Annotated in this window: 11 protein-coding genes and 1 CRISPR repeat array (1 of these 12 cut by a window edge); of the genes, 8 read left to right on the top strand and 3 right to left on the bottom strand. The window is 69.2% G+C overall.

The features are described 5' to 3' along the window. The first annotated feature begins 347 nt into the window (after positions 1 to 347). The 4 genes from WD341_RS05185 to WD341_RS05170 all read left to right on the top strand — a co-directional run bounded on the left by WD341_RS05185 (position 348) and on the right by WD341_RS05170 (position 3,103). Positions 348 to 1,187: a transglutaminase family protein gene (locus WD341_RS05185; protein WP_368424367.1), complete on the top strand. Its 840-nt coding sequence runs from the start codon at positions 348 to 350 to the stop codon at positions 1,185 to 1,187. Between the two features lie 40 nt (positions 1,188 to 1,227). After that, positions 1,228 to 2,337: a GNAT family N-acetyltransferase gene (locus WD341_RS05180; protein WP_368424365.1), complete on the top strand. Its 1,110-nt coding sequence runs from the start codon at positions 1,228 to 1,230 to the stop codon at positions 2,335 to 2,337. 209 nt (positions 2,338 to 2,546) lie between these two features. Continuing rightward, positions 2,547 to 2,804, top strand: coding sequence for a hypothetical protein (locus WD341_RS05175; protein ID WP_368424364.1), 258 nt, complete (start codon positions 2,547 to 2,549; stop codon positions 2,802 to 2,804). A 5-nt stretch (positions 2,805 to 2,809) separates the two neighbouring features. Beyond that, on the top strand, positions 2,810 to 3,103 hold the full coding sequence (locus WD341_RS05170; protein WP_368424363.1) for a hypothetical protein: 294 nt from the start codon (positions 2,810 to 2,812) through the stop codon (positions 3,101 to 3,103). A gap of 2 nt (positions 3,104 to 3,105) precedes the next feature. Here WD341_RS05170 and WD341_RS05165 read toward each other — a convergent pair whose 3' ends face one another. Then, positions 3,106 to 4,176, bottom strand: coding sequence for a putative zinc-binding metallopeptidase (locus WD341_RS05165; RefSeq protein ID WP_368424362.1), 1,071 nt, complete (start codon positions 4,174 to 4,176; stop codon positions 3,106 to 3,108). Positions 4,177 to 4,388: 212 nt separating this feature from the next. Here WD341_RS05165 and WD341_RS05160 point away from each other — a divergent pair, with 212 nt between their 5' ends. Next, positions 4,389 to 5,129, top strand: a complete 741-nt coding sequence (locus WD341_RS05160; protein ID WP_368424361.1) for a hypothetical protein — start codon at positions 4,389 to 4,391, stop codon at positions 5,127 to 5,129. Between the two features lie 33 nt (positions 5,130 to 5,162). Here the strand turns inward: WD341_RS05160 and WD341_RS05155 are convergent, their stop codons facing one another. Next, positions 5,163 to 5,942 (bottom strand): HpcH/HpaI aldolase/citrate lyase family protein, encoded by a 780-nt coding sequence (locus WD341_RS05155; protein ID WP_368424360.1) that lies wholly within the window; start codon positions 5,940 to 5,942, stop codon positions 5,163 to 5,165. 170 nt (positions 5,943 to 6,112) lie between these two features. Next, positions 6,113 to 6,310, bottom strand: coding sequence for a hypothetical protein (locus WD341_RS05150; protein WP_368424359.1), 198 nt, complete (start codon positions 6,308 to 6,310; stop codon positions 6,113 to 6,115). A 290-nt stretch (positions 6,311 to 6,600) separates the two neighbouring features. Between WD341_RS05150 and cas9 the strand changes: the two genes are divergently transcribed. Genes cas9 through cas2 form a run of 3 tightly spaced genes read left to right on the top strand, consistent with a single transcriptional unit; the run spans position 6,601 to position 11,060 of the window. Continuing rightward, the gene (gene cas9 / locus WD341_RS05145; RefSeq protein WP_368424358.1) at positions 6,601 to 9,807 is read left to right on the top strand and encodes a type II CRISPR RNA-guided endonuclease Cas9; all 3,207 of its coding nucleotides are present in this window, start codon (positions 6,601 to 6,603) and stop codon (positions 9,805 to 9,807) included. Further along, positions 9,804 to 10,712 carry a type II CRISPR-associated endonuclease Cas1 gene (gene cas1, locus WD341_RS05140; RefSeq protein WP_368424357.1) on the top strand — a complete coding sequence of 303 codons (909 nt, stop codon included), beginning with the start codon at positions 9,804 to 9,806 and terminating at the stop codon, positions 10,710 to 10,712. Before cas9 ends, cas1 begins: the two co-directional genes overlap by 4 nt. Before the next feature lie 3 nt (positions 10,713 to 10,715). Further along, on the top strand, positions 10,716 to 11,060 hold the full coding sequence (gene cas2, locus WD341_RS05135) for a CRISPR-associated endonuclease Cas2 (protein WP_368424356.1): 345 nt from the start codon (positions 10,716 to 10,718) through the stop codon (positions 11,058 to 11,060). A gap of 72 nt (positions 11,061 to 11,132) precedes the next feature. After that, positions 11,133 to 11,977: direct repeats of the CRISPR family, unit length 36 nt; unit sequence AGCTTAGATCATCCGGACTTGGGCGCCACCCGCAAC (it continues 972 nt past the right edge of the window).

The following is an 11,977-nucleotide window of genomic DNA, read 5'->3' as shown; positions in this document are numbered from 1 at the left end:
GTCGTGGTGCGGCGCCCGCACCATCTCGGCAGGCTCCCCTCGGCTCCGCTCTCCGTCCCGCCCGCTGCTCAGCGCTGGCCGCCGATCAACAGCAGGAGCCATTGACATAGAAAGCCCCATACAAAGCTCGGGACGAAGCAGTCTTTCAGCGCCCACCTCTGCTTCTTTCAGCGCCCACCTCTGCTTCTTTCAGCGCCCACCTCTGCTTCGTCCCGAGCTTGTCGAGGGGCGTGGGAGACGGAGGCCGACGGACCTTCCGCGAGCGCGCGCGTTGCAGGAAAGCCACCGTGGCCCCATCTTCAGGACAGCAGCGCTCCTCCCGGCGTGCGAGATTCTGAAAGGTGCCCATGCTCATCCGCTACGGCTACGACATCACCGTGACCTGCCCGGGGCCGACCCCGATGGTCTGCCTGCTGACCGTGCACGACGAGCGCGCCGCCGACCTGCGCGTGCCCGAGCAGGTGGTGACGCAGCCGCAGATCGAGACGCGCACCTACAAGGACCTCTTCGGCAACGTCTGCCGGCGCTTCGTGGCGCCGGCCGGCGACTTCTCGCTGTGGGGCGACGGCACCATCGAGGACAGCGGGGCCCACGACCCGGTCTTCGCCGAGGCCGCCCAGGTGCCGGTCGCCGAGCTGCCCGACGAGTGCCTCGTCTATCTGATGGGCAGCCGCTATTGCGAGACCGACCGCCTGAGCCAGAGCGCCTGGGACCTGTTCGGCCAGGTCGCCCCGGGCTGGAGCCGGGTCCAGGCGATCTGCGACTACGTCCACGGCCACATCGCCTTCGACTACATGGCCGCCCGCTCGACCCGGACCGCCTTCGAGGGCCACGAGGAAAAGGTCGGCGTCTGCCGCGACTACGCCCATCTGGCGATTGCCTTCTGCCGCGCCATGAACATCCCGGCGCGCTACGTCAACGGCTACCTCGGCGACATCGGCGTGCCGATCAACGACCCGATGGACTTCAGCGCCTGGATGGAGGTCTTCCTCGACGGCCGCTGGATGACCTTCGACCCGCGCAACAACATTCCGCGCATCGGTCGCATCGTCGTCGCGCGCGGCCGCGACGCCGCCGACATCCCGCTGATGAACTCCTTCGGCCCCCATACCCTCAAGTCCTTCCGCGTCTGGACCTACGACGTCACCGGGCTGCCGCTGTCGCGCGGCGAGCCGGATCCGGCGTAGCATCCCGCGACCCTCCCAGCCGCGGAGCGACCCTCCTCCCGTGTCGCGCATCCTGCTGTCCGGCTTCGGCCCCTTTCCGGGCGTCGAGTGCAATCCCAGCGAGCGCCTGGTCCGCGCGCTCGCCGAGGGTCCGGCCGGCGCCGGCCTGGCGACGCGGGTACTGCCGACCGTGTTCGCGGCTGCCGCGGACGAGCTTGTCGAGGCGATCGAGGCCGAGCGCCCCGCCGCCGTGGTCATGCTCGGCGTCGCCGGCCCCGGGCCGATCCGTCTGGAGCGCCGGGCACGCAACGGCAGCCGGCCCGATCGCCCCGACGCCGCCGGGCGCTGCCAGCCCCCGGGGCCGATCCTCGAGGGGGCGCCGGCGAGCTACGGCTCGACCTTGCCGCTCGGCGCCCTGTTCCGCGCGCTCGAGGCGGCGGCGGTGGCGGTCGGCTGGTCCGACGACGCCGGCGGCTACGTCTGTAACGACCTCTTCTTCCGCATCCGCCATGCTGTCGAGCAACGCCTGGGCGAGCAGCGCCTGGGCGAGCTGCCCTGCGGCTTCCTCCACGTCCCGCCCGCCGCCGAGGCCGACGGCGAGGGCCGGCTGACGCCGGCGACCCTGGCGCGCGCCGGCGCCGCGGTCCTGGAGGCGCTCGCGGCGCGCCTCGCCGCGCCGGCGCCCTGGCGGGTCGAAGCCGGGCCCGCCGATTTCCGGGACTGGCCGGCGCTGCTGGCGCTGATCCGGCGCAGCTTCGCCGGCCAGGAGGGACGCATCGACCCGCCCTCCTCGGTGCGGGCGCTGGATGTCGCGAGCCTTGCGGAGAAGGCCGCGCACGAGCGGCTGCTGCTGGTCCGCGACGCAGGCGGTGCGCCGCTCGCCTGCGCCTTCCTGCGGCTCGGCGCGGCGGCGCCAGGGGCGCCGGCCTACCTCGGCAAGATCGCCGTCGAGCCGGCGCTCCAGGGCCGCGGCCTGGGCCGGGCCCTGGTCGCCGAGGCCCTGCGCCTCGCGACCGCGGCCGGCTGCCGGGCGCTGGAGTTGCAGACGCGCATCGAGCTCACCGACAACCATCGCGTCTTCGCCGCGCTGGGCTTCCAGCGCGGCGCCGACACGGCCTATCCGGGCTACGCGCGGCCGACCTCCCTGACCTTCCGCCGAGACCTGCCGTGAGGGCCTTCGCCGCCAACTAGTCGATCGGTTTCCTTCAGTAGTTTCGGTCGCTTCGAGTCCAACCGTAAAATATTCGCTAAGGAAATTTGGACCGGCCCATGTTTTCCAATTATACTCGCAGGTGAGGCTTCACGACTTCGGGCCAATGCCTGCGGCGAAGGTCGAACGCGGGGGGCGTGCCGGTGACGGAACGCACAAGCGAATCCATCGTGACGTTTCGTCGGCCTTTCCGGCTCACCGGCTTCGGCGAGCCCCTGGCCGCCGGATCCTATTGCGTGGAGGTCGAGGAGGAGCGAATCGAGGGCCTGTCCTTCGCCGCCTACGGGCGCGTGCTCACGGTGCTGCGCCTGCCGCCCGGCACCCCGGGCGGGGGCGGCGCTCTGACCGCCGATCCGGCGGAGCTGGAGGCGGCGCTGGCGCGCGACCAGGAGGGGGCGAGACCAGGAGAGGCCCAGGAGGAAGGATGACTGAGATGGATAGCTTGCGAAGCCGGGCCACCTGTCCTGTCGACAGCCCGGGGGAGGCGCCGGGGCAGGAGCCGTCGCTCGACGCGCGGCTTGCGCCCGGCGCGGACCCGGCGCGGGAGGTCGAGCAGGACTCCGAGCCGCGGCCGGCCGCGGTGCCGTCGGGTCGCGCCTGCCTGCGTTGCGGCGGCATGTTCCCGAGCGCCTGGGCCGGCGAGCGCGTCTGCGGGCGCTGCAAGGACTCCGTGGCCTGGCGCCAGGGCCTGCCCTATCGCTCCAGCTCCCCGAGCCACCGCGGCTAGCCTCAGCCCGAGGCGCGCCGCACCAGGCCGTGGACGAAGCGCAGCTTGCCCAGGATCTCCGGCGCCAGGACGAAGGGGTAGAGCTCCGGCTGGCCCATGCTGTGGTTGAGACTGTTGACCGCGTAGGTCAGCGGCAGCCAGGCCGCGACCAGGGCGTCGAAGTCGGTCTCCGGGCAGGGATCGAAGTCGATGGCCATGGCGATTCTGGGATTGCGCCCGGCCGCCGCCCGGATCTGCAGGCCGAAGGCCCAGGCCGTCTCCAGCGTGTCGACGATGTGCAGGTAGTGCGCCCAGGTCTCGGCGAAGTCCTCCCAGGGATGGGCCGTGGCGTAGCTGCTGACGCAGCGCTGCTCCCAGCCGGCGGGCGGACCCGCGGCGTAGTGGGCCTGCAGCGCCGCGGCGTAGTCGGCGCGCTCGTCGCCGAACAGCTCGCGGAAGGCCGTGTGCCAGAGGCCGCCGCGGACCAGCCGGTCCCAGTAGTGGTGGCCGATCTCGTGGCGGAAGTGGCCGAGCAGCGTGCGGTAGGACTCGGCCAGGTCCTGGCGGTGGCGGGCCCGCTCGACCTCGTCGGCCTCGGCGATGTCGATGGTGATCAGGCCGCGGTCGTGGCCGGTGACCACCGGCTGCCCTTCCTGGGAGCGCGGGCCCGAGCCGGCCAGGAAGTCGAAGGCGACGCCGCCTTGCGGATCGTCGAAGCGGCTGGTCAGCGGCAGGCCGAGGCGCAGCAGTCCGTAGACCAGCCGGTGCTTGGCCGCCTCCAGGCGCTGCCAGAGCAGCAGGTTGCCGGGCGTGGCGAGGTCGGGGATCGTACGGTTTAGGCGGCAGGCGCGGCAGAAGGCGTGCGGGCCGTCGGCCGGAACCAGCCAGTTGCAGGCCCCGTGCTCGGCGTTGGCGCAGAAGAGCAGCGGCCGTTCGGGCGCCGCCAGCGCGCGCCAGCGCTCCCCCTCCGCCGGTTCCAGCGCGCTCAGCGTCGCCGCCTCGGCCAGATAGCCGAGCCGGCGGCCGCAGCGCTCGCAGGCCGTGTTCTCGAAATAGAGCAGCTGGCCGCAGTGCTGGCACTCGAAGAGCTTCATGGCGCCGTCCCCGCCGTCCGGCCACGCAGGCACGCCATGCTTTCGAGCTCCTTTGCCCTCGCCGGCGACCCGGGCGGCACCGGCACCGGGGCAGGGTAGGGTCGGGCGGCCCGGCCCCGCAAGCCCGCCCCCGCGCTTCAGAGGTCCGCCGGCTCTGGCGCCGGCCGCCGACTTCGCCTACCGTCGCCGCGCTGTCGAAGGGGGGCTCCACAGTGCCGATCGCCGACCTGCTGACCCTGCTCTGCGCGGGCGTCTTCGCGCTGACGCATCTCCAGATCCACCGCCTCGGCTTCCTCGAGCGGGACGCGCGCCACGCCTGGCTGTCCTTCTCGGGCGGGGTCGCGGTCGCCTACGTCTTTCTGCACGTGCTGCCGGAGCTCGGCAGCCACCAGGAGGTCTTCGCCGAGGCGCTCGGGCTGCCCGAGGAGACGGCCGAGGCCTGGGTCTACTCGCTGGCCCTGGTCGGGCTGGCGACCTTCTACGGCCTGGAGCGCCTGGCCAAGGCCTCGCGGGCGCGCAGCCGGGAACAGCGCGGCGAGGACCGGGTCGAGGGCGAGCTGTTCTGGCTGCACCTCGGGCCCTTCGGGCTCTACAACCTGCTGATCGGCTACCTGCTGCTGCACCGCGAGGAGCCCGGCCTGTGGAGCCTGGCGATCTACTTCGTCGCCATGGCGTTGCACTTCGTCACCACCGACCTGGGTCTGCGCGAGCACCACAAGGAGCGCTACGAGCGCCGGGGCCGCTGGCTGCTCGCAGGCGCCGTGCTCGGCGGCTGGGCGCTCGGCCTGGCGGTGGCGCTGCCGCCGCTGGCCATCGGCGGTCTCTTCGCCTTCCTGGCCGGCGGCGTCGTCCTCAACGTGCTGAAGGAGGAGCTGCCCGAGGAGCGCGGCACCCGCTTCTGGCCCTTCGGCCTGGGCACGCTCCTCTACGGGGCCCTGCTGCTGGCGGGGTAGGCGGTGGCGGTGGACGCCAGCCCCGGCCGCCCGCTACCGCCCGACGATCTTCAGGAACTTGGCGGCCAGGGCGTCGGCGGCGCCGATCAGGACGTTGGTGTCGCCGCCGACCGCGACGAAGGTGTAGCCGAGGCCGAGGTAGCGCTCGGCGGCGGCGTTGTCGGCGGTCAGGATGCCGGCCGGCTTGCCGGCGGCCTTGCAGCGCTCGACCGCCGTGGCGATGGCCTCCTGGACCTCCGGGTGGGCCGGGTTGCCGAGGTGGCCGAGCCCGGCCGAGAGGTCTGAGGGCCCGATGAAGACGCCGTCGACGCCCTCGACAGCGGCGATCGCGTCGATGTTCTCGAAGGCCTTGCGGGTCTCGACCTGGACCAGGACGCAGATCTCCTCGTTGGCCTTGGCGTGGTAGCCCTTGATGCGGCCGAAGCGGTTGGCGCGCATGCCCGAGGCGACGCCGCGCTGGCCCTGCGGCGGGTAGCGGCAGAAGGAGACGGCGTCGGCCGCCGCCTCGGCGTCCTCGATCATCGGCACCAGCACGGTCTGGGCGCCGGTGTCGAGGATCCGCTTGAGCACGACCATGTCGTTCCAGGCCGGCCGCACGACCGCCTCGGCGGTGCCGCCGGTCATCGCCATCTGCTGGACCATGACGTCCTGGATCTCGTTCTGGCCGTGCTCCATGTCGAGCACGATCCAGTCGAAGCCGGACTCCTTCAGGATGTCGAGCACCAGCGGGTGGATCAGCTGCGACCACAGGCCGATCTGCGGCCGGCCCTCCCGGATCGCCTGCTTGAAGGGGTTCTTGCGCAGCTCCGCCATCGCCTCGTCTCCTGCCTGTTCGCCGCCCGCCTGGTTGCCGTCGGCTTGGTCCATCGGTGCGGCGGCAAGCAATGCCGCGCCCCCGGGCAAAGGGCAAGAGGCCTCGCCCGCAGGGCAGCTACCCCGCGGCCGGCTGTCCGGCGGCGGCGCGGGTCAGGCCTGGTCGCAGGTCAGGCCCCGTCCTCGATGTCGTCGAGCGGCAGCTCGGTCTCGAGGGTGCGCAGGACCCGCTCGACCTGCTCGAGCGGCAGCCCCAGCTGCGCCGCGATCTCCTCGGCCTCGGTCAGGCCGTAGATGTCCATGGCCTCGTAGATCTCTTCGCGCGCCGCCAGGTCGCTCAGCGACCGGTCTTCAGTGGGATCCGCCATCGCCGTTCCTCCCAAGCGCCCTCCGCGCCGCCGCGACCCGAACGCGCGGCGCGAACCGCCAGTTCCGGGCGGCGTACAACAAGATTCTAGCACAAGCCGCAGCGCAGGCCTCGGCGTCGCATGAACACGAGGGACGGCCAAAGGAAAGGCCCGGCGAACCGGGCCTTTCAATTTGGTGACTTGAGTCTTGTTAACGGGCAGAGCCCAAGTCCAGATGATCTAAGCCTTGGTAGGCTAACCGCGACGGGTCCATGATGCAAGGGGTACTCGTAGAGCGAGAAGGGGGCGTCATGCACTGGCGATTGGGGATCGACCTCGGAACGAACTCATTGGGTTGGTGGGCCTTCTCTGTCGAGAAGGCACGAGACCGTTGGCGGGTCACGGCATCGGTGGATGGGGGGGTCTACATCTTTCCCGACGGGCGAGAGCCGGCCAAGGGCGGCCGCGTCGGCGAAAGCAGGGCGGTGGGGCGGCGTCTGGCGCGGGGGATGCGGCGCAATCGGGATCGACGCAAGACGCGCTTGCGCGCCCTTGGACGGGAGCTTCTGGCCCTCGGCCTGCTGCCCGAGTCCGAGAAGGAGAGGCAGAGCCTGTTCCAGACCCGCAAGACCGAGGCCGATCGCGAGAAGAACAACCCCTATCGGCTGCGGGCCGAGGCGCTGGAACGTGTTCTGAGCCCCCACGAGCTGGGTCGCGTGCTCTTTCATCTGGGCCTGCGCCGCGGCTTCCAGTCCAACCGCATCGAGGCTTCCGACGAGGACGGCGGCAAGCTGCGGGAACGTATCGAGGCCCTTCAGGAGAGGCTGTCGGACCGCACGCTCGGCCAGTTCCTCTGGGCGCGCTACTGCGAGGAAAAGAAGGGCGAAGGAAAGAGCCGCTATGCCGGTCCCATCCGCTTCCGGGGCGATTCGGAAATCTATCCGGAGCGAAGCATGTACGCGGCCGAGTTCGATGCCATTCGCGCACGACAGGCAGGGGATCATGCCCTATCGACTGCGGATTGGGACCGCCTGCGTGATCGCTACATCCTTTTCCAATGGCCGTTGAAACCGGTCGAGCGGGGGGCGTGCAGCTTCTTTCCGACCGAGAGACGACATTGGCGGGACACGCCGATCGGCCACGACTTCAGGATCTACCAGGAACTCAACGCGCTGCGCTGCGTCGACCGGGACCTTGCCGAGCACAGCCTGGATGCGGAGCAGCGCCGTACCGTCCTCGCCCTGCTCCTGACCCGGAAGTCGGAAGTGAAGTTCGACAGCTTGCGCAAGGAGAAGCGCGTCGACGGCAGTCCGCTTTTTCCCGATTGCCGGCGCTTCAACCTGGAGAGCGAGAAGCGCAAGGGGCTGAAGCCGCACCCAGTCGCGGCCGCCTTCTCCCGGCATCCGTCGCTCGCGGCGCTGTGGCACGCACGAGCGAGCGAAGAGGGCGATGGCGGTCGGCTCGACGACATCTTCGTTGCCCTGCTGGAAGAGGACCAGCCGGAAGCGCTGACCGAGCGTCTTGCCAGCGAGTTCGCGCTGCCCGGCGATGCGATCGAGGCGCTCTCCGCTCTCCGGCTTTCGCGGGCGACCGCCAACGTGTCGCGCGCCTTCATGGAGTGTGTCGTACCCATTCTGCGCGATCAGGGGCTGCTCTACTGGGAGGCGGTCGGCGAGATTCCAGGAGACGACGGGACGCCACTCCATCACAGCCTTCGGCTCGGCGAGGGGGATCGCGAGTCTCTACCCTACTATGGCGAGATCCTGCGCGGATCGCTGCTCGGCGCGGACCCCACGGCGGATCGCAAGGCGCTTCCGGAGCGGCACTTCGGACGAATCAACAATCCGACCGTGCACGTCGCGCTCAATGCCCTGCGGCGAGTGATGAACTCCCTGATCGAGCGTTTCGGCGCTCCGCCGGTCGAAATCCACGTCGAGCTTTCCCGGGATCTCAAGAAGACCAAGAAGGAGCGCGACGAAGAGACCGTGCGTCAGGGCCGAAACGAGAGAGAGAACGAGCGCATCCGGGCCGACCTGATGCGCCACGGCATTCCAAATCCCTCGGCTCTCGACGTCAGGAAGATCAAGCTCTGGGAGGAGCTCGGCGCCAACGAGCTGGCCCGGCGCTGCCCCTTCTCCGGCCGCACCATCTCCTTCGCCCAGCTGATGAACGGCGAAGCCGAGATCGAGCACATCCTGCCCTTCAAGCGGACGTTGGACAGCTCCATGGCCAACCTGACCGTCGCGCTGCGCTGGGCCAATCGCCTGAAGGGCAACCTGACTCCCTACGAAGCCTTCGCGACCGACCTCCACCTCAAGGAAGGGATCGCGTGGGACGAGGTGCGGGCTCGGGGCGAAGCGCTGCCGGCCAACAAGTCCTGGCGCTTCGGACCCGAAGCGATGGCGAGATTCGAGCGCGACAGCGATTTCATCGCCCGCCAGTTGACCGACAATGCCTACATCGCCCGCGCCGCCGTCCAGTATCTCGGCTGCCTGAGAGGCGTCGAGCAGATCGTGCCCAACCGAGGCGGCCTGACGGCGCTGCTGCGCGGCAAGTGGCGGCTCAACGGCATCCTGTCCGACGACAATCGCAAGTCCCGCGAGGATCATCGCCACCACGCCGTCGACGCGGCGGTCATCGCCCTTGCGGATCGCGCCACCCTCAACGCGGTGTCGAGGATGAGCGCCAGGAGCGCCGACGGGCTGCTGCGCGTCGAGGTGCCCGAACTGCCTTCGCATATCGAGAAGGCGCTGCGGCAGCGGGTTCCCGAGATCGTCGTGGCCTGCAAGCCCGACCACGGCTGGCAGGCGGCGATGTTCAAGGAGACGGCTTACGGCTTCGTGGCTCCGGAGAAGCGCGATCCGGACCTGCCGGAGCACAATCTCGTGGTCCGGAAGCCGGTCATGGCGTTGACGCCGAAAGAGTATGAAGCAATTCGCGATCGCCAACTTCGCGCGGAGGTCCTCGCCTGCATCGAGCGGGCGGCCGATTCAAAGGAAGCGCCGGCCAAGGCGCTTGCGGCGTTCAGTCGGGAGCGGGGCGTCAGAGACGTCCGAATCCTGGTCAGGGATCAGACCGTGGTGGCGCGGCCCTCCGCGCCCTTCAAGGGCTACAAGGCGGATTCCTACGTCTGCTGCGACGTCTGGAGGTGCCCGGTCGGGAAGCCCGGGGCATGGAAGTCCGGCGAGCATCGATGGCAAGGCGTGTTCTGGGCCTATGCGGACACGCCCGAGGGAGTTCCGCCGCCCGACGTTCTTCGGCCCCACCCCTCGGCGAGACTGGTGGCACGCCTCTACAAGGACGACATGGTGGCCTATCTCGACTCCGGGCTCTGGCACGTGATGCGCGTCGGCGGCTTCAGCACCACGAACAACAAGTTGGACCTGAGGCCGCATAACCTGTCCGACAGCGACAGAAACTACGTCAGCATCAACGTTCTCGGCGCGCGAAGTCTCCGCAAGCTCCGCGTCGAGCCCGACGGGCGCGTGCGGGGGCTGCCGGCGGGAAAAGCCCCATGATCGGCGGTCTCGTCGAAGTCATGGAAGCGGGGCGACACCTCGCGGTCCATCGGGGATTTCTGAAGGTTTCGGACGAGGGAGGCGAGATCGGCAGGGTCGCGCTGGACGACATTACCGCCCTGATCCTGGCGGGACCTCAGGTTACGCTCTCGAAAGCGCTCATGGTGGAGCTGGCCGAGCGGCGCGCGGTGATCGTGACCTGCGGGAGAAACTGGCACCCCGTGGCGCTCACGCTTCCCTTCGACAGCCACTTCGAGTCGGCGGGCGTGCTGCATGATCAGATCGCTGCGTCCGAGCCCCTCCGGAAGCGGCTGTGGCAAGCCCTCGTGCGCGCCAAGATCGCCAATCAGGCCCAGGTGCTGAAGCGGTATCGACCCGCGCATCCGGCGCTGGACGAGCTGGACGTTCTGTTCCGGCAGGTCAGGTCCGGAGACCTGGACAACCGCGAGGCGCAGGCGGCGAGGCACTACTGGCCCGCCCTCATGGGCAGTGAGTTCCGGCGGGACCGGCGAGCCGAGGGGGTCAACGCTCTGCTGAACTACGGCTACACCGTCCTGCGTGCCGCTTCTGCGCGCGCCGCTTGTGCGGCCGGCCTGCACCCGGCGCTCGGCCTGCACCACAAGAGCCGCGTCAACGCCTTCGCGTTGATTGACGACCTGATGGAGCCTTTCCGGCCCATGGTCGATGCTTGCGTGCGCGAGATGAAGGGCGAAGAGGTGGAACTGGGTGTGCCTGAAAAGCGGCGTTTGGCCGCTGTCCTGCAGGCCGACATGCAAGCCGAGCGTGGCCTCGCCCCCGTGATCAACTGTCTGGCCAGGACGGCGCAGTCGCTCGTCGCCAGCCTCCGGACCAGGCGACCGCAGCTCGAGATCGCATCGATCCGCCCGCTGGACCAGTTGATCTAGTCGATGATTCCCGACCGTCAGACCTGGATCAGCGGGTATCGAGCCTTGTGGATGATGGTGTCCTTCGACCTTCCGGTCGGCGAGAAGTCCGAGCGCAAGGCGGCGACGGATTTCCGGAACTATCTGCTGGATGAGGGATTCCGCATGGCCCAGTATTCCATCTACTACCGACTCCTGGACGGCAAGGATGCCGCGGCGGCGATGGAGTCGCGCATCCAGAAGCGACTTCCGCAGAACGGCTCGGTCCATGTGCTCACGATCACGGATAAGCAGTACGAGAGCATCCGGGTCTTCGAGGGCCGGCGCGCCGGCAATCCGGAGAAACCGGGTCAACTCGTGCTGTTCTAGAGAGGCCGCTCCGCTTCCGCTGAGATGGAAGGCCGCAAACACCCTTTTGAATCAGGCATTTGCGGCTTATCCAGCTTAGATCATCCGGACCTGGGCGCCACCCGCAACGCCGCGGCCGGGCCGCCGCCTGGCCAGGCAAGCTTAGATCATCCGGACCTGGGCGCCACCCGCAACCGGCAGAGACCGTTCTCCTCGATCAGCACCAGCTTAGATCATCCGGACCTGGGCGCCACCCGCAACCTGCAGCAGCTGCGGCAGGACCCGGTGTTCAGCTTAGATCATCCGGACCTGGGCGCCACCCGCAACCTACAAGCTCGACGGCAGTGGCGGCGGCGGAGCTTAGATCATCCGGACCTGGGCGCCACCCGCAACCGCGACGAGGCGCTGGATGCGATCAACAAGAGCTTAGATCATCCGGACCTGGGCGCCACCCGCAACGACCAACGCCCACACCTTTGAGCGCGCGGAAGCTTAGATCATCCGGACTTGGGCGCCACCCGCAACACGACGCACAGAATCGGGATGGCCAGAGCCAGCTTAGATCATCCGGACTTGGGCGCCACCCGCAACTCCAGCGGACTGCGGGCGCTGTCAACTGGAAGCTTAGATCATCCGGACTTGGGCGCCACCCGCAACTGCGGGATCTGATGATCGGAGCCGTTGCCGAGCTTAGATCATCCGGACTTGGGCGCCACCCGCAACATGCCGGACCAGCGGTCCATCTGCTTGCGCAGCTTAGATCATCCGGACTTGGGCGCCACCCGCAACCGCCGGGTCGGGAAGCCGGCGGCCTGGCGCAGCTTAGATCATCCGGACTTGGGCGCCACCCGCAACATGAAGGCCGAGCGAGAGGGCCCGCAGCAGAGCTTAGATCATCCGGACTTGGGCGCCACCCGCAACAGCCGTAATGACATCGG

This window comes from Tistlia sp. (assembly GCF_040905785.1).
In the GTDB taxonomy this organism is placed as follows: domain Bacteria; phylum Pseudomonadota; class Alphaproteobacteria; order Kiloniellales; family DSM-21159; genus Tistlia.
This window is presented reverse-complemented; position numbering and strand designations above follow the sequence as displayed.

Excerpts from the sequence above, each read along its gene's own strand:
- WD341_RS05185 (WP_368424367.1), top strand. The coding sequence starts at position 348 with ATGCTCATCCGCTACGGCTACGACATCACCGTGACCTGCCCGGGGCCG.
- WD341_RS05170 (WP_368424363.1), top strand. The coding sequence starts at position 2,810 with ATGGATAGCTTGCGAAGCCGGGCCACCTGTCCTGTCGACAGCCCGGGG.
- WD341_RS05165 (WP_368424362.1), bottom strand. The coding sequence starts at position 4,176 with ATGAAGCTCTTCGAGTGCCAGCACTGCGGCCAGCTGCTCTATTTCGAG.
- WD341_RS05155 (WP_368424360.1), bottom strand. The coding sequence starts at position 5,942 with ATGGCGGAGCTGCGCAAGAACCCCTTCAAGCAGGCGATCCGGGAGGGC.
- WD341_RS05150 (WP_368424359.1), bottom strand. The coding sequence starts at position 6,310 with ATGGCGGATCCCACTGAAGACCGGTCGCTGAGCGACCTGGCGGCGCGC.
- cas9 (WP_368424358.1), top strand. The coding sequence starts at position 6,601 with ATGCACTGGCGATTGGGGATCGACCTCGGAACGAACTCATTGGGTTGG.
- cas1 (WP_368424357.1), top strand. The coding sequence starts at position 9,804 with ATGATCGGCGGTCTCGTCGAAGTCATGGAAGCGGGGCGACACCTCGCG.
- cas2 (WP_368424356.1), top strand. The coding sequence starts at position 10,716 with ATGATTCCCGACCGTCAGACCTGGATCAGCGGGTATCGAGCCTTGTGG.